The organism is Flavobacterium psychraerolatum (assembly GCF_025960985.1).
Taxonomy (GTDB): Bacteria; Bacteroidota; Bacteroidia; order Flavobacteriales; family Flavobacteriaceae; genus Flavobacterium.
Genome location: NZ_JAOQMX010000003.1, coordinates 87456 through 108096, shown reverse-complemented (window position 1 = coordinate 108096; position 20641 = coordinate 87456). Strand labels below are relative to the sequence as shown.

At 33.9% G+C, this 20641-nt stretch carries 16 protein-coding genes; 15 read left to right on the top strand and 1 reads right to left on the bottom strand.

What is annotated here, in order from left to right; genetic code table 11:
- The first annotated feature begins 49 nt into the window (after window positions 1-49).
- The 9 genes from mscL (at window position 50) to M2326_RS02295 (ending at window position 12854) form a co-directional block, all read left to right on the top strand.
- A complete protein-coding gene (mscL, locus tag M2326_RS02335; RefSeq protein ID WP_264617943.1) occupies window positions 50-469 on the top strand; it encodes a large conductance mechanosensitive channel protein MscL in 420 nt (139 codons plus the stop codon).
- A 358-nt stretch (window positions 470-827) separates the two neighbouring features.
- Window positions 828-1817, top strand: a complete 990-nt coding sequence (locus M2326_RS02330; protein WP_264617942.1) for an aspartate-semialdehyde dehydrogenase — start codon at window positions 828-830, stop codon at window positions 1815-1817.
- Window positions 1818-2058: 241 nt separating this feature from the next.
- Window positions 2059-2811, top strand: coding sequence for a LytR/AlgR family response regulator transcription factor (locus M2326_RS02325; protein WP_264617941.1), 753 nt, complete (start codon window positions 2059-2061; stop codon window positions 2809-2811).
- Window positions 2795-5779, top strand: coding sequence for a sensor histidine kinase (locus M2326_RS02320; protein ID WP_264617940.1), 2985 nt, complete (start codon window positions 2795-2797; stop codon window positions 5777-5779). The genes M2326_RS02325 and M2326_RS02320 overlap by 17 nt, the downstream gene beginning before the upstream one ends.
- Before the next feature lie 437 nt (window positions 5780-6216).
- Window positions 6217-6468: a hypothetical protein gene (locus M2326_RS02315; protein WP_264617939.1), complete on the top strand. Its 252-nt coding sequence runs from the start codon at window positions 6217-6219 to the stop codon at window positions 6466-6468.
- Between the two features lie 380 nt (window positions 6469-6848).
- Entirely contained in the window at window positions 6849-7199 is a 351-nt protein-coding gene (locus tag M2326_RS02310) for a hypothetical protein (RefSeq protein ID WP_264617938.1), read from the top strand.
- 301 nt (window positions 7200-7500) lie between these two features.
- The gene (locus M2326_RS02305; protein ID WP_264617937.1) at window positions 7501-9708 is read left to right on the top strand and encodes a TonB-dependent receptor; all 2208 of its coding nucleotides are present in this window, start codon (window positions 7501-7503) and stop codon (window positions 9706-9708) included.
- A gap of 232 nt (window positions 9709-9940) precedes the next feature.
- Window positions 9941-12037, top strand: coding sequence for a prolyl oligopeptidase family serine peptidase (locus M2326_RS02300; RefSeq protein ID WP_264617936.1), 2097 nt, complete (start codon window positions 9941-9943; stop codon window positions 12035-12037).
- A 502-nt stretch (window positions 12038-12539) separates the two neighbouring features.
- Window positions 12540-12854 (top strand): HPF/RaiA family ribosome-associated protein, encoded by a 315-nt coding sequence (locus tag M2326_RS02295; RefSeq protein WP_264617935.1) that lies wholly within the window; start codon window positions 12540-12542, stop codon window positions 12852-12854.
- Window positions 12855-13450: 596 nt separating this feature from the next.
- Here the strand turns inward: M2326_RS02295 and M2326_RS02290 are convergent.
- Window positions 13451-15043, bottom strand: a complete 1593-nt coding sequence (locus tag M2326_RS02290) for a L,D-transpeptidase family protein (protein ID WP_264617934.1) — start codon at window positions 15041-15043, stop codon at window positions 13451-13453.
- A 371-nt stretch (window positions 15044-15414) separates the two neighbouring features.
- Here M2326_RS02290 and M2326_RS02285 point away from each other — a divergent pair, with 371 nt between their 5' ends.
- From M2326_RS02285 to M2326_RS02260, 6 genes are all read left to right on the top strand, one after another.
- Window positions 15415-16779, top strand: a complete 1365-nt coding sequence (locus M2326_RS02285) for an ammonium transporter (protein ID WP_264617933.1) — start codon at window positions 15415-15417, stop codon at window positions 16777-16779.
- A gap of 366 nt (window positions 16780-17145) precedes the next feature.
- Window positions 17146-17823 (top strand): tRNA (guanosine(46)-N7)-methyltransferase TrmB, encoded by a 678-nt coding sequence (trmB, locus tag M2326_RS02280; protein WP_264617932.1) that lies wholly within the window; start codon window positions 17146-17148, stop codon window positions 17821-17823.
- Window positions 17824-17858: 35 nt separating this feature from the next.
- The gene (locus tag M2326_RS02275; protein WP_264617931.1) at window positions 17859-18494 is read left to right on the top strand and encodes a LysE family transporter; all 636 of its coding nucleotides are present in this window, start codon (window positions 17859-17861) and stop codon (window positions 18492-18494) included.
- A gap of 12 nt (window positions 18495-18506) precedes the next feature.
- Entirely contained in the window at window positions 18507-18833 is a 327-nt protein-coding gene (locus M2326_RS02270) for an MGMT family protein (RefSeq protein ID WP_264617930.1), read from the top strand.
- Between the two features lie 271 nt (window positions 18834-19104).
- Complete coding sequence (locus M2326_RS02265; RefSeq protein ID WP_264617929.1) at window positions 19105-20232, top strand: Mrp/NBP35 family ATP-binding protein; 1128 nt, start codon at window positions 19105-19107, stop codon at window positions 20230-20232.
- Between the two features lie 39 nt (window positions 20233-20271).
- Window positions 20272-20511: a NifU family protein gene (locus tag M2326_RS02260; RefSeq protein WP_264617928.1), complete on the top strand. Its 240-nt coding sequence runs from the start codon at window positions 20272-20274 to the stop codon at window positions 20509-20511.
- Window positions 20512-20641 lie beyond the last annotated feature (130 nt).

Genomic DNA, 20641 nt, shown 5'->3' with positions numbered 1-20641 from the left:
ATAATTTTATACTTACTTTAGCTGTTAATTATAATTAAAAAAGAAAGATATGGGATTTTTTAGTGATTTTAAAGCCTCTCTAATGAAAGGTGATGTTTTAAGTTTAGCAACTGCAGTAGTAATTGGTGCTGCTTTTGGTAAAGTTATTAATTCAGTTGTGACAGATGTTATTATGCCAATTATTGGTTTGATAACAGGAGGTATTGATTTTACTACTAAATTTATTACTTTAGATGGGAAGACATATGCAAATCTAGAAGCAGCTCAAGAAGCTGGAGCAGCCGTAATTACATATGGTAACCTTGTTCAAGCGATAATTAATTTTGTAATTATTGCATTTTTTGTGTTTGTAATTTTAAGAGGAGCTGAAGCTACTAAAAAGAAAGAAGCAGCAGCAGCGCCTGCAGCACCAGCAGGACCTTCTCAAGAAGAATTGTTGATTCAGATTAGAGATTTATTGAAAAAATAATTTCATTTCAAGAATAGATACTAGAAAAACCGCTTCCTAATCGAAGCGGTTTTTCTGTTTTATGTCTTGTAATTATAATGTGTTATCGTTATAAAAAGAATATTTATTTATTGCTTTCGCTTATGTTTTTTCTACTCTAAACGGGCTTTTAAATAAAATAGTTTTACTTGCCAAAGAATATTTGGTTATTCATGTAGTTGTAAATCAAGGTCTAAAATACGGTACTAGTTATAATAACGAGACAAATGTTATAATTGTAACATTTTGTTATTTTTTGTTATCGTGCTTGTTTAGAAATAGATATTACTTACTTTTGCAATTCAAAAATCAAATTAGAAATAAATAATAAAAATATACGATGAGAATAGCAGTAGTAGGAGCTACCGGTATGGTGGGCGAAATCATGTTAAAAGTATTGGCTGAACGTAATTTTCCAGTAACAGAATTGATTCCTGTTGCCTCAGAGAAATCAGTTGGGAAAGAAATTGAATTCAAAGGAACAAAATATAAAGTAGTTGGTTTACAAACAGCTGTAGATATGAAAGCAGATATTGCTTTATTCTCTGCAGGTGGTGAAACGTCACTAGTTTGGGCACCAAAATTCGCCGAAGCTGGAACTACGGTAATTGATAATTCATCGGCTTGGAGAATGGACCCTACTAAAAAATTGGTAGTACCTGAAATCAATGCTTCTGAATTGACTAAAGAAGATAAAATTATTGCAAATCCAAACTGCTCTACTATTCAAATGGTATTGGCCTTGGCTCCATTGCACAAAAAATACAATGTAAAACGTGTGATCGTTTCAACTTACCAATCTATCACGGGAACAGGTGTAAAAGCAGTGCAACAATTTGAAAACGAATGTGCAGGTGTTGAAGGTGATATGGTATACAAATACAAAATCAACCGCAACTGTATTCCACAATGCGATAGTTTTGAGGATAATGGATATACTAAAGAAGAAATGAAATTGGTTAATGAAACCAAAAAAATATTAGGTGATGATAGCATCAAATTAACTGCTACTGCAGTTCGTGTGCCTGTTGTTGGTGGACATAGTGAAGCAGTAAATGTGGAGTTCTCTAATAATTTTGACGTGAACGAAGTAAGAACAATATTGCACAACACCGACGGAATTACAGTTCAAGATAACTTAGATACATTCACTTACCCAATGCCAAGATATGCTGAAGGTAAGAATGATGTTTTTGTTGGTAGAATTCGTCGTGATGAAAGCCAAGCAAATACTTTAAATATGTGGATTGTGGCTGACAACTTAAGAAAAGGAGCTGCTACAAACACAATTCAAATCGCAGAATATTTGATTGCATCCAAGTTGGTGTAATACATATTTAACTTTTAGATAAAAAAATTAGATTATTAAACCATCTGTTACCTCTTAAGAGTGAAGCAGATGGTTTTTTGCATAGTGCAGGGTATTTTATTTGAGAATTATTCTAAGTAAAATCATGTTTTGTTGGGAGTATGAAATGATTTTTTATTTTTTAATACCTTTTCATTCTTTTTTCATTGTGAAGTGAATTAATATGCTATTTTAGTACTTTATCAAATTTCACATATTTTATATGAAGATAAAGGTTATCATAGTTGACGATGAAACGAGAGCAAGAAGTTTTTTAAGGAAGCTGTGTGAACTTTATTTTAGAGATAAAATTGAGGTTCTTGACGAATGTAATTCGGTTACTGCTGCTGTTCGCTCTATCAAAAAAAACCAACCCAATCTCGTTTTATTGGATATTCAAATGCCCAATGAAAATGGGTTTGAATTGTTCAAACATTTTGAGGTCATAAATTTTGAAATTATTTTTACTACAGCCCACAAAGAATTTGCAATACAGGCAATACGCAACAGCGCTTTGGACTATTTGATAAAACCCATCGATGTAGAAGATTTTAAAATAGCAATATCACGTTTTGAACAAAAAAATGATTCTAAAATAGGAATTGACCGCTTCAAATTATTAACTGAAAATATTAGTAGCCAATTTGCAGACAAGCAACGAATTGTTTTTCCAAATAAAAATGGATTTGAGGTAATTCAAGCCAATAGTATTATCTATTGTAAATCTGATGGTTCTTACACCAGTATTTTTACTATCGAAAAAGAATACTTTACTTCCAAAACGTTTAAGGAGGTATGTGATATTCTTGAAGAACCTGATTTTATTAGAGTTCATAGAAGTTATTTGGTAAGCAGAAATTATATTAAGTCTTTCAAATCCGAATATTATAGATTACAACTTACCAATGGAGCCGAAATTCCGGTCTCAGAAGACTTGTTCACAAAAAAGAAATTGATAGATGCAATTACTAGCTAGGTTCTTCCTGTTGTTTTTGTTTGTCAACAGTAGCTTTGCACAATACCTTCCCTCCAAAAATTATTCAACTACAAATGGACTGCCCAATAATGCCGTTCGGGCATTGTTTTTGGATTCAAAAAATACCTTGTGGATTGGTACAGAAAATGGGGTTTCTAGATTTGAGAATGGAACTTTTTTTAACATTACAGAATCAGATGGTTTAGGTTACAATAGCTGTTGGGATATTGCTCAGGACAGTAACGGAGCAATGTGGTTTGCTAGTTATGGTGGTGGAGTGAGCAAATATGATGGCGAAAAATTTACTGTTTTCACGACCAAAGAAGGACTACCGGTTGATCGTGTTCGAAAGCTTTTGTGCTACAAAGGTAAAATGTATGTTGGAACAGAATTGGGGGTTTCTATTATTGATATAAAGACTAATAAAGTCATCACGCCCAAAGGGATCCTTCCTCATTATGAAGTGTTTATCGTAAGTAGTTTTTTTTTGTATAAAGACGAAGTTTATTTTTCGGCAGTCAATGAGGGTTTTTTTAAGATCGATAATACTTTAGGTTTACCTAAAATTGTTCCCGTTTTGGAACACCAATATATTTATGCATCTGGTCATTTTGGAAATATACTTTACGGCAGTAATAAAGGATATGCTGATACTTTTGATTTTGATAAAAAGACCAATAAAATCAATATCGATACCAAATTTGGTAAATCAGTGATTTGGCAGTATGCCAAAGATAAGAATGACCATGTATATGCTGCTGCTTGGGGTGTTTTTGAGGCAGACGGTGGTTTGTATCGAATAATCAATAATAAAATGGTAAATGTGTCAAATTATTATGGAATTGATTCAAAAAATTTACTGAATGTTGTTTACGATAAAGTCAAAGATGTTCTATACGTTGGTTCCAAGGACAAGGGGGTTTATAAAGTTCGCCTGGATCAAATGATTGATTATAATCCGTTTAACGATAAAGCAATAATTGATTTTGAGGATTTTAATGAAAAAAAAATTGTCTTGCATCAAGAAGGAATTACCATCCTAAATAATAAAAATGAATTTGATTCCATGATTTCTCTTTTAGATTTTAAAAAAAAGGAATCCGATTTTATACTTAAAAATAAATTACGCTTACCAAGCCATGAGGAGGGATATTATGAATTGAATTATGATATTAAAGCCAATAAAATTGAATTTTATGAATTGGTAAAACATAAATCCTCGCTTTGGGTTTCTAGTAATATTGGGGTTTTTGAAATTAATATCGAAGGTAAAATTATAGGTTACTTGCCTTTGCATACGTATAAATTTGGTTTTACCTCACAAAATCAATTCATTGAGACAATACCTTATGCCGGAGTTCACTTGTATGATGATGTATATAGTTTGAAAAGAAAACTCTTTTCTCAGTTTGATAAAGATACCCCTTTGGATGTAGTCGATATCCTTAATTATAAAGATAAAACCTATTTGATTTCTGTTTTTAAAGGGCTTTTTGTTTATAAAAATAATCAATTTCAATCGTATGTAGCCAATGGAATTTGGTCTGAGCACAAATTTAAGCATATTACAGTAAACGATCGAGGTCAACTTATTCTTTCGACTGAATTTGGAAATGTTTTTATAATAGAAGATGATAATTTATTCAAAATTAAGAAAGTAATTCCCGGAAAGAGAATTATAGGTAATACAATATTATTTTTGGAAGCGTATAAGGATTGTATTCTTATTGGTACTGAAAGAGGAATTAATGTTTATCAAAATGGCATAATGCGATTGATAGACAAAGAACAAGGGTTGAAAAATGCCGAGGTATCGACTGCGCAAATTTTTGGCGATCAATTATGGTTAGGGACTCAAAAGGGATATTATAGTATTGATTTGAAGGAAATGTTGAAAGATCAAAAAACGGTCAGTTCTATAGCCATTAGTGGTGTTGCTATAAATGGAGTTGAAATGAATAAAGCCTATTTTAAATGGTTTGAATTTTCCTCAAATAGTATTACTTGTGATTACAAACACAATTCTTTTTTGATTGATTTTGTTCCAATTGGACATTCTTTTCCAAATAAATTAAAGTTCCGTTATCGATTAAAAAGCACCAATCGTTGGAGTCCATACAGTGAAGAAACTAATTTGTTTTTACCATATCTACCAGATGATAAATATCTTTTGGAAATACAGGTATATGATGCAAATGCAGGAAAAACAACTTCTTTTAGATTGTTGCATATTGATATACAGCCACCATTTTGGACAGCATGGTGGTTCGTTTTGGTATGCCTATTAGTTATTTTACTGAGTGGCGTCTTTTTTATCGTTCGAAGTCGAACGCGCACCAAAGAGCGTATTAGTGTCGAAAAGCGTATAGCCGAAACCAAATTGGAAGCCTTGTTGAGTCAAATGAATCCTCATTTTACCTTTAATGCAATGAATGCCATTCAAGACTTTATCATAAGTAATGATGTTGATAATTCGTTAAAATATATCGGTAGCTTTGCCAAGTTAATGCGCAAAACATTAGAAAACTCTTCTCGACAAAACAGTACGATTGATGAAGAATTGGACTATTTAAAATTGTATATTTCTATTGAAAATATGCGGTTTGAAGATCGTATTGAATTTGAAATTAAAATTGGACCGAAGGTTGATGTTTATTTTTTTCAAATTCCAACGATGTTATTACAGCCTTTTGTAGAAAATGTATTTGTACATGCCTTTGATGAAGGACACCCAAATCCTAAATTGATTATCTCATTTGAAATGATTGAAATTAAATTGCTAGAATGTAAAATAATCGACAACGGAAAAGGATTTACTACATTGAAAGAAGGAAACGGGCATCAATCAAAAGGAATTGATCTGACAAAGGAAAGACTGGGACTTCGACAGTCTAAAGTCGCTAACCCAATTAATATTATTCAATCCAAAAATAAGGGTACGACGGTTATAATTCATTTAGAAGTATAGTGGTCAAAAAATTTGGAAATAACGGGGTTCTGATTTTGATAAGTTATTTTTGGTAGAAGTAGGGTTTGGTGATCTTAAAGGTAGTATTTATAAGATAATTTAAAAATAGTGCGATTGAATTTGTATTTTGCTGTTAATTAAGAATTTAACTACCAACAATCCAATATTATGTCTAGTTTTTATTGTGAATACTGTGGGACGAAAGACTCGAATAAGTCAAGCTTAACTTCAAAATCTTGCCATCTCCATCCTCTTGGAGGCAGTAAAGGAAAACATAAAATATATCTAGGAACTGAGAAAGCACAATATATTTGTAAATACTGTGAAGCATCGTCGTATTCAATTATGAGCTTGACAATAAGTTCATGCTCAATGCATCCCAACGGAAGTAATTACGGCAAACATGTACCCATACCTTAATTTAAAATTAAAATAGGATGGGTGAGGTAGTAGTAGGTTTTATAGCAATAGTTTTTAAATTTATATTTCGAGTGTTCTTTATTTTGGTTGCAGTGCCTTTTGGTGTTTTTTTTGTGTTTCTTAAGTTCTTTCCAGAATTTTCTGGTACAGCTGACTTTTGGTTTTTCTCTTCATTTTTCGCAATCCTAGTTTTGGGATATGCTCTTTTATGGAGACCTATTATTTGGATAACTGGTTTGTCAACTATTTTGGAGATAGAAAATAGTTAGTTTTAAATTCTTATATACTTATAATCTTTGGATTGATTTTTTTGTTACAAATGCCATCAATACAATGGAGTAATTAGCAAGTAATGAATAGTAATTGTTCATAATGCTGACTTAAAATCCTAATTTTTATACCTTCATTCCTGTAGTTTAAGCAAGTTTTAATTTTTATGTATAGGCTTCTACAATGTCGTAGTACTCCATTTTTCAGCCTTTAATTTTCCGAATTTACAAAAGTGTTTTAAGTTCGAATTGAGAAATAGTGCAATATTCTTTTTGAGTTTATGGAATTTGTGTTCTCTTTTTATGAGCAGTTAAAAGCTAATTCCTATTTCTAATCTCGCCTTGCATTTGCCAAAATTGTTTCCCTATCTTTGCCCTTCATGAAAAAGAAACAGATTGTCATTGCCTTTTCGCTTGGGTTAACCGTATTGCTATCAATATTGTTACAGTCTTTTCATGCGCATGTTCATCATTACGAAGAGGTAGCGCAACAATCTTGCTATCATGATAGTCACGGTAATAAAATGCAAATTACCCACCACCACTACAAAGCAGAATCGTGTAGTATCTGTCATTTTTCGTTTGGAAACTACCTTTCAAATGATATTGTTAGTTTCCAGTTTTACTTAGATTATAAACTGATTCCTTATTTCTCCGTAACTGCTGAGAAAATAACCACTTTTTCAGGGATTTTATATTTCCTTCGCGGTCCACCTTTTTTTAGCACATAAATTTTAAAGCTTTTTATTCTATTTGATGAACGAACAACTTGGTTGCGTTTTGATAATAGTACAACTTGTATTTGGTTCGGAAATATTTTCGAGTCAGAAACTATTGTTATTTATACAGTAGTCATAGTGAAGTAGGCTTAGTAGAGAGCAATACACAATAAAAATCACAGTATAAAACCAAAAAAGTTTAAAAAAAAGCCAATTTTAAATAGCGATTTAGCAGAAGCAAATTCATTACATCCGCTATTTTTTTAGTTATCTGCCTAGCCGTTAACATCAATTGTACTTATAAAATCATAAAATGAAAAAATATATATTAGTCTTATTTCTAGGGCTAGCAACAATACTACAAGCACAACAACGAATATCGGGAACCGTTACCAATGTACATGATCAGCCCTTAGCAGGGGTGTCTGTATATATTGCTGAATTACATAAAGGTACTATCACGAACCAAAAAGGTGCTTTTTCTTTTTCTAATGTGCCTAAAAGTGAACTCTCTGTCCGTTTTGTATTAGTGGGTTTTGGAACTCAAAATAAAACGGTAGTCATCGCTCAACAAGGGCAAGAGCTAAATGTCATAATGGAACCGTCTTTGTTCACTATGGATGAGGTAATTATTTCTACAGCCTTTAATAAGATTCAGTCACAAAATGTGATGAAGGTATCACACGAAAGCATTCAATCGTTACAAGAAAAAGGGACATCTACTTTGATCGAAGGATTGGCAACCATTCCGGGAGTGTCACAAGTTTCTACAGGAACATCTATAGGTAAACCGGTGATTCGTGGGTTGAGTGGTAATCGCGTATTGGTATACTCCCAAGGTGTACGCATTGAAAACCAACAATTTGGAGATGAACATGGATTGGGACTTAATGACTCAGGAGTAGAAAGCGTTGAGGTCATCAAAGGACCTGCCTCATTATTGTATGGTTCTGATGCCTTGGGTGGTGTATTGTATTTCAATCCAGAAAAATTTGCCGATGCAAATACGTTCAAAATCAATTTTAATCAAAGACTATTCTCCAATACTTTGGGATCAAATTCTTCTTTGGGGCTGAAGGCTTCTACCAACAACTGGAAATATTTGGTACGAGGTGACTATACCACTCATTCTGATTATAGGGTACCTGCCGGTGAGCGCGTAACCAACACTCGGTATAACGAGACCGATTTTAAAACCGGAATTGGATATAGTAATACTGATTTTTCTACTGTTTTTCGATACAATTATAATGGTTTGGATTTGGGAATTCCCGAAAATGGAATCGAAGCTCAATCTACTTCCAAGATTACTGATTTTCCGCGTCAAGGGATTGATAATCATTTGTTAAGTTTAAATTCGGTGGTGTATTTAGGTACCTCCAAGTTAGACCTAGATTTAGGATACATCGCCAATAACCGAAGGGAATATGAGAATAGTCCAGCAGCTATTTTGCAAATGCAGTTGAATACCTTTAATTTTAATGCCAAGTATCATTTACCCAAGATAGGAGCTGTTGAGTCCATTTTTGGGATTCAAGGAATGAGACAGACCAATGCCAATTCGGGTGAAGAATTTTTAATTCCAGATGCCAAGACAAATGATATTGGTGTTTTTGGAACAGCCAATTACGAATGGAACACCAATGTAATCCAGGGTGGTTTGCGTTATGATAACCGAAAAGTACAAAGCCAAGAACACGGTGATTTTGGTACAGAAGGATATTTTCAAGCTATAAATCGTTCTTTTAATAGCTTGAATGCATCAGTAGGGTATAAGACCGAATTGACTACCAATTGGATTTTGCGTCTAAATGTGGCTTCTGGTTTTAGAGCACCAAACTTAGCCGAATTATCATCCAATGGTGTTCACGAAGGAACCTACCGTTACGAAATAGGAAATGCCAATTTGAAAAATGAACAGAATGTACAAACCGATTTGAATATCGAATATAAAAATTCTCATTTTGAATTCTTTGTTAATGGATTTTACAATCATATCAACAATTATATTTATATCAATCTAACGGGTGCAACATTGGAGGATAATTTAGTGTATGAGTATATTCAAAATAATGCCAAATTATATGGGGGAGAAGCAGGCTTGCATTTTCACCCACACCCGTTAGACTGGTTGCATTTTGAAACAAGTTTTGAAACCGTAACGGGTAAAAAACAAGACAATGATTACTTGCCTTTAATTCCGGCAAATAATTGGAACAATACCATTCGTACCGAATTTAAAATAAAAGAGTGGTTGAAAAATGGTTTCGCAACCTTAACTTATAATGCTACTTTTCGTCAAAAAAATGTAAGTGGTTTCGAAACTGCTTCTAGTGGTTACGGTTTGGTTAATCTTGGCTTTGGAGGAAATATATCCTGGGGTAAAACCGTTTTTAGACTCAACCTCAATGGGAACAACCTTTTCAATAAAACTTATATTGCGCATCTTTCTCGCTTAAAAACGGATGGAATTCCCAACATAGGCAGAAACATCGTTCTAGGTTTGAACTTTGATTTATAAGTGTTACATCAGAAAACTAAAATACTATTCGAAAGAGTAGTATTTTTTATTTGTATTTTTTTTGACTTATAAATGGAAGATTTTTATAGTGTTTAAAAAAAAACGACTAGACTTGTTAAACTCAATTAGTCTGTTTTGTCATAATCTAAAACTCAGCCTTAAGTTTCTAATGAGTTTTAAATAAAAAAGATTCAGATTTCTTATTTTTGTTAGGCTTACTAAATGCACCTTTATGAAAAAAATACTTTTATTAATGACAACAATTTCTGCTTTGGGACAAAATGCACCCAAGTACCCACAAACACAAAAAGGATCAGTTACTGATAATTACTTTGGAATAACCGTTGCAGATCCCTACCGTTGGCTTGAAGATGATCGCTCTACCGAAACAGCAGCTTGGGTAAAAACTGAAAACAAACTTACTTTTGACTATCTAAAACAAATTCCATTTCGCGAGGCTATCAAAACCCGATTAGAACATTTGTGGAATTACGAAAAAGAAAGTGCACCCTCTCTAGAAGGAAATTTTAATTACTACTACAAAAATGATGGTCTGCAAAATCAAGCTGTAATGTGGAGAAAAGACATAAAAGGGAAAGAAGAAGTTTTCTTAGATCCCAATACATTTTCCAAAGACGGAACGACTTCCTTGGGTGAGATTAGTTTTTCCAAAGACGGTTCGCTAGCAGCTTACTCCATATCAGAAGGGGGGAGTGACTGGCGCAAAGTGGTTATTATTAATGCAGTAACCAAACAGAAGATTGATGAAACATTGATCGATGTGAAATTTAGTGGATTATCTTGGTTGGGCAACAAAGGGTTTTATTATTCTAGTTATGAAAAACCAGTCGGTAGCGAATTGTCAGCCAAAACAGATCAACACAAATTATATTTTCATACTATTGGTACCCAGCAAAAAACCGACAAAGTAATCTTTGGTAACAGCCATAAACGTCGTTATGTAGGAGGTTCTGTAACCGAGGACGATCATTATTTGGTCATCACAGCTGCCAATTCTACTTATGGGAATGAATTATACGTACAGGATTTAACCAAGAAAAATAGCCCGTTAGTAACCGTTGTGGCTAATTTTGAAAGTGATAACAGTGTTATTGATAATCATGGCGAAACTTTATTTATCGAAACCGATTATAAAGCAGCCAACAAACGTATTGTGACCGTTTCAGTAAACGAACCAAATAGTAAAAACTGGAAAGATTTTATTCCAGAAACCAATAATGTATTGGGAATAACCACTGGTGGTGGTTACTTTTTTGCACATTATATGAAAGATGCTGTTTCAGTTATTGAACAATTTGATGCTAAAGGAACCAAAGTTAGAGTCATAGAATTACCTGACCTAGGAACTGCCTCTGGATTGAGGGGAAAGAAGAAAGAGAAAACACTCTACTACAGTTTTACCAACTACACTATGCCACCAACAATTTATCAGTTGGATGTCGCAACGGGCAAGTCAGTAGTGTATCGTAAATCAAAAGCCGATTTTCAATCGGATTTATACGAGACACAACAGGTTTTTTATACGTCTAAGGATGGGACAAAGATACCTATGATGATTACGTATAAAAAAGGATTGTTACTTAATGGTAAAAACCCAACGATTTTGTACGGTTATGGAGGTTTCAATATTAGCTTGACACCTAGTTTTAGTATATCCAATGCTGTTTGGATGGAAAATGGTGGAATTTTTGCAGTACCCAATCTTAGAGGTGGAGGTGAATACGGAAAAAAATGGCACGATGCAGGTACACAACAGCACAAACAAAATGTGTTTGATGATTTCATCGCAGCTGCGGAGTATTTGATTGCCAATAACTATACATCGACTCCATATTTAGCTATACGTGGAGGTTCCAATGGTGGTTTGCTTGTAGGGGCTGTGATGACACAGCGTCCCGATTTGATGCAAGTTGCGTTACCAGCTGTTGGTGTTCTTGATATGTTACGCTACCACACCTTTACTGCAGGAGCAGGCTGGGCATACGATTACGGAACCGCACAAGACAGCAAAGAAATGTTCGACTATCTCAAAGATTATTCCCCTGTACACAATGTCAAATCTGGAGTGGCCTACCCTGCGACTTTGATTACCACTGGCGATCATGATGATCGCGTAGTGCCAGCACACAGTTTTAAATTTGCAGCTGAATTGCAAGACAAGCAAACGGGTGACAATCCAACACTCATCCGAATTGATGTGAAGGCTGGTCACGGAGCTGGAAAGTCAGTAAGAGCAACCATCGAAGAAAATGTCGATATTCAGGCATTCACACTATATAATATGGGTTTTAAGAGTTTGCCTAAGTAAGTGTAGGAGCATAATAATTCGAAATTCAAAGAACATTTAGTCCTGCTCATATCTTTACTATCAGAAAGATAAGTAAGTGTTATCTTTAAGGAATAAATAAATTATGAAAACAAAACAAAGCTGCAGAATTGTCGTCCTGTTAGATACATTTCAATAATATTGACGGAGAGGTAAATCAGCTTTGTTTTTATTATGTTTTATTTATGTATATAATTGAAAAATCAACTTAGAAAGCCTAGTTTTTGAATATTAGGATATCACTAAAAGTCCTTAAAGATTAAAAGGTGTGATTGAATCAGGTACATTCTATCTAATTTTCTATTGTTGGAGTGATTAAATAAATTCTTTGTCTAACGAAAAAAAACACTGTTCGCACAATTTTAAGCAGTTAAGTAGTTTTAGTTTACTTTTTTGGTTTTTCATTTCATAATTTTTTACTAAATCCCTATTTTTTGCCAAATAATTTTGCTAAATTTGAGATATATCAAAAACATAATAATATATGAAAATACAATTCAATACTGACAAAAATATAGAAGGACACGAAAGATTAGAAACATACTTTACAGCTGAATTAGAAAAATCTTTAGCTCGTTTTGAAGATAAGATTACTCGCTTTGAGGTACATTTGGGCGATGAGAACAGTGCCAAAAGTGGAGTTGATGATAAAAGATGTGTCATCGAAGCCCGTCCAGCAAAATTACAACCTATTGCTGTTACTGCTCATGCAGATTCTATCGAGAAAGCTTTTTTCTTAGCTTCTGATAAAATCAAAAAAGCTTTAACAACTGCTTTTGAAAAACAGCAAGCACATTAATTTGAATATCTAAGGTCAATTATAAATTCAGGAAAAAGCAGTCTAAGAAATATTTTAGGCTGCTTTTTTTGTTTAGTACATATGTGAAATAAGAATGAGATAAAGTCCTTTTTTTGGATGTTACCTTTTTTATCATTTACGATAGCTGAATCAAATAATAAGATTCGAAACCTAGGTGTAAGTTCGAGATTTACCTTAGCTACTTCAACTAAATATTAAATTAGCAGAGAGGAATTATTGAATATTTTGTTTGTAATAAAAAGGATAATCACTCAACAGGAGGACTTGTTTTTAGTTTGAAACATACTGATTAAAAGTGCAATTTGATCGCTTATTTTTTAAAGTACTCTGATTTCTAGATTTGTATTCAGAAAAGCAAATTATTTAGTGGCATAGGCTCTAAATAGCTAAGGATTTAAAAATCTGCTTTATCCGTAAATTAATAGCTAAGTATTGGAAAAGTGAAGTCGATAGATAGCCCCAAGCGCATCAAATTATCCTTTTTATTTGAGCAGACTCACCTAGGGAGTCTTTCCAAATAAAAAGACAATGAGAAGATCAGGATAACTCTTACTTTAAAGACAGGTATTGTGCCCCTAGTTTTGAGATTGTTTTTCGAATAGTAAATCGGCTAGCGGCTGGTCACGTTCATACACATCTTCATAAAACTGCAAGGTTCCCTCGGTATCTACCCAAGCAGTAAAATAACCTATGTAAACAGGGATTTTATTTTGTAGTGTATGCCAAACTTCTTTTCCACCATGCATCGCTTTATCTATTTCTTCGGATGTCCATTTTGGTTCGTTATGTAGTAATACTTCTGCTAGCTCTTTGGGCTTTTCTACTCGTATACAACCATGACTAAAGGCGCGGTCACGTCGACTGAACAAATGTTTTGAAGGAGTGTCATGTAAGTAAATCGAATTGGAATTAGGGAATAAAAATTTAACTAAACCCAAAGAATTGCGAGTTCCTGGCTTTTGGCGCACTTTTCCATCATTCCATTCCATATTGTGTTGGGCTAGGTAGTTTGGGTTTTTAGCAATTCCAGGTTTGATTTCGTTCTTGATAATGCTATAAGGTATGTTCCAATACGGACTAAATACGATGTATCGCATTGGTGCACTGAAAATCACAGTTTTGTTGAGGGTTTTTCCCACTACAACATTGGACTTAAATGCCGGTTTTCCGTTTTTAAAATAGGTTAATTCATAGGCCGGAATATTTACAGCAATAACTTCTTTAGCTTTGATGATGTCTTTTGGGATCCATCGACATCTTTCCATATTAACTACAAGTGTTTTTATTCTGTCTGTAACAGAAATATTAAGGACTTTAAGGTGTGATGGTAATATGATGGTGCTAGAAGCATTTCGGTTGGCTTTTTTGAATTTCAATACCGCATTCCCCAATTCTTCATCATAAATTGCACTTTTGGTGTCAGTTTTAAGTTCTCCTGTTAAGAATAATCGGTTTCTTAATTGAATAATTGTATTGGAACTATCACCAATATTAAGAGATTTTACATTCGGCTCTAATTGTATACTTCCCCATCCTCCTTTTTTTTCAATCTTACGGTAGTCTTTTAATACTCCTTTTAATAAATAGTATTGAGCAAATAATCCTTTCTCGTTCTTCTTAATTAAGGCAGGGTTGATAAGCAAAGAATCAAGATATTGTCCGTATGATTGTTTGTCTCGTGGTAGAAACCATTCCATTTCTTTGGTTTTTTCTGTGTCGAGTCCTTGATACACTTTGTCAACATAGAAAAAATACATAGAAGTATTAAGTAATTCTGTGGTAGGGTTTGGTTTTTTTGGTGTTACACTTTCATAAATTGAATCTAGTTTTTGACGATATGGTATGCTGGTAAGCACTCCTTCATCTTCTATATTGATTATTTTATTATGCAGCAAGCTACCAAATTCATTAACTCCATTTTTGTCATACCATACATAATTAAAATGATGCTTGCGATATAACGTACGTACCTCATCTTGATATTTGTCTAATAAAGGATGTTTTTGAAAAAAGGTACTAACAAAAGTACTGTCAAAAGTGGGAATGGTATCTTCTGGGATTTTTTCTAGTGCAGTTACTCCGGTTCTATCTTTAGATTTTTTACAAGATACTGATAGTAAAAGTATTATGGTTAAAAATGAATAGATACATGTGCTTAACTTTCTCATAGCAGTTTAAAATTTGGTCAATAAAACTAGGTAAAAATACATTAAAATTATTTCCGAATTAAGTTTTTTTTAATAATCTTAAAGCTTCGTAGTCTCAATAACTATACCTATTTGTATTAAAAAGGGATGTTTATTAAGATTTATTTAAGATATAATCAGATGTATTTATTCATTATGAATTTAGGAAAAATTGTATTCTCAAAAAAATGTCAAATTGTTTGTTTATTAATCATAGGAAGTGTTCTAAAGTGGCTTTGCGTTATTGATTTAGTGTTTTTTCTTGTTTTATTTTCGATTTTGGATAGTTTTGTTGAAAAAAAATAATTTATTTTTAACTTTGCCCCCTAAATTAATGGGGTAAACTAAATATAATGAAAATAGAAAGACGTTGGATTATTTCCTTTGCAATTATTAGCTTGGTTTGTATTACAGGTGTTTTGTGGCCTGCAGTGTCTGATTCAGACCCTGTATTGTCTCAGTTTGGTACTTTGGAACATATTATTCCAGCAGATGTCGCATGGATGCTTACATCTTGTTGTTTGGTATTGATTATGACTCCTGGGCTTTCTTTTTTTTATGGAGGAATGGTTGGGAAGAAGAATGTGATTTCGACCATGTTACAAAGTTTTATTTGCATGGGTGTAGTTACCTTAATATGGGTTGTAGTTGGATTTAGCTTGTCATTTGGTGAACCAATCGGAGTAAAAATAGGTGATGGGTTTTATAGCTTTATAGGTGATCCAACCTCATTTACTTTTATGGATTATGTCGGTATTTTGCCGCATAAAAAAATTGCGTCAACGGTCCCATTTATGTTATTTGCTTTGTTTCAAATGAAATTTGCTGTCATAGCACCGGCGATCATTACCGGTTCGTTTGCAGAACGTGTACGTTTTATTTCATATTTGCTTTTTATCTGTTTGTTTACCATTTTTATATATGCACCTTTGTGTCATATGGTGTGGTATCCTACAGGAATATTAGGTTCGTTTTTTGGTGTAAAGGATTTTGCAGGTGGAACAGTGGTACATATGAGTGCTGGTTTTGCTGCATTGGCAGGAGTTATGGTTTTGGGTAAAAGAAATGATAGCAATCATGTGCCTACCAATATTCCGTTTGTATTGTTGGGAACTGGAATGTTGTGGTTTGGTTGGATTGGTTTTAATGCAGGGTCTTCATTAGAAGCTAATGGTGTAGCTGCAATGGCCTTTGCGACTACTACAACTGCTTCAGCAGCAGCAATGCTCACGTGGATTTTCTTTGATAGATTGAATGGACGTAAAGTTTCGGCTTTGGGTGCTTGTATTGGTGCCGTTGTAGGTTTGGTTTCTATTACTCCCGCTGCTGGTTATGTGTCTGTACCTGAGAGTATGTTTTTCGGTTTTATCACTTCTTTAGTTTCCAATTCACTGGTGCATTCTAGTTTGTTGCGTAAGTTTGATGATACTCTTGATGTTTTTGCTTGCCATGGAGTAGGCGGAATTATGGGAATGATTCTAACTGCCATTTTTGCACATGGTGAGGATGCTAGTTTACTTCACGGTGGATGGGGTGTTTTTGGTCACCACATGATGGCCTTGGTTTTGGTCTCTATTTTTACTTTTTTTGGTGCTTATTTTCTGTTTAAAGTGACAAATAGAATTATCCCAATGAGGGTTTCAAAAGAGTCAGAAAAAATGGGTTTGGATATTTCACAACACGACGAAACACTTTTTCCGATCGAATGTACAGACTAGATTTTAATTATTACTTTATTATAATGTAAAGTCTGGTAAGACAGATATATTATCCTTAACCACGAATGAAATTAGTTTTTTAATTTCATTGTCTAGTGTTTTACTAGTGAGTACTTAGTCTGGAGATGATATCTTTATAAAATTAATGCAATGTCGGAAAAGCATTGAATAAAATAGGTTTTAATTTTCTCTATACCTTTTGTCTCTGCAACAAAACAATGGACTGCTCCTTTTATAGTATGCTTTATGGTTCTACTAAATATCATTAATCTTCATTCAAATTCTCCTTGGTCTTATATAATTACTTAAATTTGCCGCCTGAGACCTTTTAGGTTCAATTGTACGAAGTAAAATATATAGAAAATCGTGGGAAGCAAAAATAAATTAAAGAGATTCAAAGAAAACGAAACATTCGAAAACGTATTCCAGCCAACTAGAGAAGAAGTAGTCGGTGATTTATTTCCGTTAAAGGGAAAATGGAATTCAGGTTTCTTCAAAAATGACAATCCAGTTGTCTTGGAGTTAGGATGCGGTAAAGGGGAATATTCAGTAGGTTTGGCCGAAAGATACCCGAATAAAAACTTTGTTGGAATTGATATTAAAGGTGCTCGTTTTTGGCGTGGTGCAAAAACTGCGATAGAAACAGGTCTGCACAATGTAGCTTTTATTCGTACTCAAATCGAATTGATTAACCACATTTTTGCCGAAAATGAAGTGGACGAAATTTGGATTACTTTTCCAGATCCGCAAATCAAGTATAAGAGAACAAAACACCGCATGACCAATTCGGAATTTTTACAATTGTACAAAAAAGTATTGAAGAAAGACGGTGTGATGAACCTGAAAACAGATAGTGAATTCATGCATGGTTATACATTAGGATTACTTCATGGTGAAGGGCACGAGGTATTGTATGCCAATCACAATGTATATGTCAATGAAGGAAGTCCAGAGGAGGTTACTGCTTTTCAGACTTTTTACGAAAAACAGTATTTGGAAGTGAACAAAGCGATTACTTATATTAAATTCAAAATTAAAGACTAATTTTTTTTTACTAATGATCGTTTTAAATAGTTAGGATGAATTTTATTACCCCACTTTTTTTAGGATTTTTAACAGCTGTTGTTGGTATTATTCCTCCAGGTCTAATCAATATGACAGCTGCCAAGGTAAATCTAAAGGAAGGAAGTAAAAATGCCTTTTCGTTTGTGCTGGGTGCGGTAATAATTATATTTTTTCAGGCTTATATTGCGATTTTGTTTGCGGAGGTAATTAATTCTCGACCAGATATTGTAATTTTATTACGTGAAATTGGTTTTGGAATTTTCACTTTATTAACTATATTTTTTCTTTTTATTGCCAAAAAACCTAAGCTAAAACAAGCTAAAATCGGAAAAAAAAGCAAGAAAAAACGTTTTTTTTTAGGAATGTTGCTCTCTGCACTTAATTTTTTTCCTATTCCATATTATGTTTTTGTAAGTATCACGTTGGCATCCTACCAAATGTTTTCTTTTATGAACAACTCGATACTTACATTTGTAAGCGGAGTGGTTTTGGGATCATCATTGGTATTTTATTTTTACATCTCCTTCTTTAAAAAAGTAGAATCCAAAGCCGATTCGCTTTTAAAAAACATGAACCTTATTATTGGGAGTATCACAGGTTTGATTTCAATACTAACCTTAATAAACATCGTCCGCTATTATTTAGGATAAAAAAATAATCTTTTGGAAAACGAAAATTTCTTTGAACGCGTTTATGTGATTGCTCGCCAAATCCCTTTTGGCTGTGTAACTTCATACGGTGCAATTGCAAAGGCATTAGGAACCGCTCGTTCTGCCAGAATGGTAGGTTGGGCAATGAATGCCTCACACAATCGAGAAGATATTCCAGCACACCGCGTGGTCAATCGAAAAGGATTGTTGACAGGTAAAATTCATTTTGATGGTACCAATCTCATGCAACAACTTCTAGAAAGTGAAGGCGTGAAAGTGGTTGATAATCAGATAATAGATTTCGAAAAGCACTTTTGGCAACCAGAAGTTACTTTTTAAGTAACAGTTTCAGGATGTAAATCGATCATTTACATGCGGAAATTGGATTGCTAATTGCTGTTGTTTCAGTCTATAATTAGGAAGTAATGCCATCGGTAAAAATGTTTTTTGTGTTTTATCTTTTGCGTTTTCCTTAACAATAAATCCAATTTAAATACTTTATAATAAGAACTTAATCGCTTATCTTTGCTACCGAAACGTTGGAGCTTAAATTAGTTTAAATAAACATAATGTTTTGGCTCCGAATGCAACAATAGAAATAGAATAAGTGATGAAATTAGATAGAAAAGAAATTCTAAAAGCTTTAGAAACAATAACTATAGCTGGCGAAGGAAAAAATATGGTAGAAAGTGGCGCCATTGCAAATGTACTTACTTTTGGTGATGAAGTTGTGGTTGAATTGGTTTTGAATACACCCGCCATGCACATCAAGAAACGTGCAGAAGACGACATCAAGAAAACCATCTTAGAAAAAGTTTCGGCCGATGCCAAAATAAAAATTAACAGTAAAGTACAAGTTCCTGAAAAGGCAGAGATAAAAGGAAAATCGATTCCTGGAATCAAAAATATAATCGCTGTTGCTTCTGGAAAAGGAGGAGTAGGGAAATCAACTGTAACGGCAAATCTAGCGGTTTCATTAGCAAAAATGGGTTTTTCAGTAGGAGTTTTAGATGCCGATATCTACGGACCATCTATGCCAATTATGTTTGATGTTGAAAACGAAAAGCCAACGTCAATCATGGTCGATGGAAAATCAAAAATGAAACCAGTAGAAAGTTACGAAGTAAAAATGCTTTCTATCGGATTTTTTACAGCACCAAGTCAAGCTGTTATCTGGAGAGGACCAATGGCTTCAAAAGCATTAAACCAAATGATTTTTGATGCAGATTGGGGAGAACTAGACTTTATGTTAATCGATTTACCTCCAGGAACAGGAGATATTCATCTTTCGATTATGCAATCATTGCCTGTTACAGGTGCAGTTGTCGTGAGTACGCCACAAGCAGTAGCCTTGGCAGATGCAAAAAAAGGAGTATCTATGTTTATGTCAGAAGCAATCAATGTTCCTGTACTTGGAATCATAGAAAACATGGCCTATTTCACACCAGAAGAGTTGCCAGACAATAAATATTATATCTTTGGTCAAGAAGGAGCAAAAAATTTAGCACAAGATTTAGACGTGCCTTTCCTAGGAGAAGTACCAATCGTACAATCAATCCGCGAAGCAGGAGATTACGGACGCCCAGCAGCAATGCAGGAAGGTTCCGTTGTCGCTAGTGTATTCGAAGAGATTACTCGTAAAGTAGTGCAAGAAACAATCAGTAGAAATGAAAGCTTACCAGCTTCTGAAGCCATCAAAATCACAACTATGGCAGGTTGTTCAGCAGTAAAAAAATAATCCCCAAACCTACTAGGTAGGGGAATAATATAAAAAAATATGACAACAGAAGAATTAACCAACAATGTGTTATTAGCACTAGAAGAAATTCGTCCCTTTTTGAACTCAGACGGAGGAGACATTTCATTGGTTTCCATTGATGATGATAAGCATGTAAAAGTTCGACTAGAAGGTGCCTGCACGAGTTGTAGCGTGAACCAAATGACCTTGAAGGCAGGTGTCGAAACTACCATCAAAAAATTTGCGCCACAAATCGAAACCGTTGTCAATATAGCATAATCACCTTGAGGGCGTGACCATTTTAAGAAACAAGGCCAAATGTAGTTTGCGCTCATGGGCCTTATTTCTTAAAATTGTCGGGCTATCCGCGCTACTTCGGTAGCCAGCTTCTATCCCTCACGCAAAACCC

Bases quoted from the DNA above. Each gene is read 5' to 3' on its own strand.
- M2326_RS02305 (WP_264617937.1), top strand. From the start codon at position 7,501: ATGAAAAAATATATATTAGTCTTATTTCTAGGGCTAGCAACAATACTA.
- M2326_RS02290 (WP_264617934.1), bottom strand. From the start codon at position 15,043: ATGAGAAAGTTAAGCACATGTATCTATTCATTTTTAACCATAATACTT.
- M2326_RS02300 (WP_264617936.1), top strand. From the start codon at position 9,941: ATGAAAAAAATACTTTTATTAATGACAACAATTTCTGCTTTGGGACAA.
- mscL (WP_264617943.1), top strand. From the start codon at position 50: ATGGGATTTTTTAGTGATTTTAAAGCCTCTCTAATGAAAGGTGATGTT.
- M2326_RS02285 (WP_264617933.1), top strand. From the start codon at position 15,415: ATGAAAATAGAAAGACGTTGGATTATTTCCTTTGCAATTATTAGCTTG.
- M2326_RS02310 (WP_264617938.1), top strand. From the start codon at position 6,849: ATGAAAAAGAAACAGATTGTCATTGCCTTTTCGCTTGGGTTAACCGTA.
- M2326_RS02265 (WP_264617929.1), top strand. From the start codon at position 19,105: ATGAAATTAGATAGAAAAGAAATTCTAAAAGCTTTAGAAACAATAACT.
- M2326_RS02295 (WP_264617935.1), top strand. From the start codon at position 12,540: ATGAAAATACAATTCAATACTGACAAAAATATAGAAGGACACGAAAGA.
- M2326_RS02260 (WP_264617928.1), top strand. From the start codon at position 20,272: ATGACAACAGAAGAATTAACCAACAATGTGTTATTAGCACTAGAAGAA.
- M2326_RS02315 (WP_264617939.1), top strand. From the start codon at position 6,217: ATGGGTGAGGTAGTAGTAGGTTTTATAGCAATAGTTTTTAAATTTATA.
- M2326_RS02330 (WP_264617942.1), top strand. From the start codon at position 828: ATGAGAATAGCAGTAGTAGGAGCTACCGGTATGGTGGGCGAAATCATG.
- M2326_RS02275 (WP_264617931.1), top strand. From the start codon at position 17,859: ATGAATTTTATTACCCCACTTTTTTTAGGATTTTTAACAGCTGTTGTT.
- M2326_RS02325 (WP_264617941.1), top strand. From the start codon at position 2,059: ATGAAGATAAAGGTTATCATAGTTGACGATGAAACGAGAGCAAGAAGT.
- M2326_RS02320 (WP_264617940.1), top strand. From the start codon at position 2,795: ATGCAATTACTAGCTAGGTTCTTCCTGTTGTTTTTGTTTGTCAACAGT.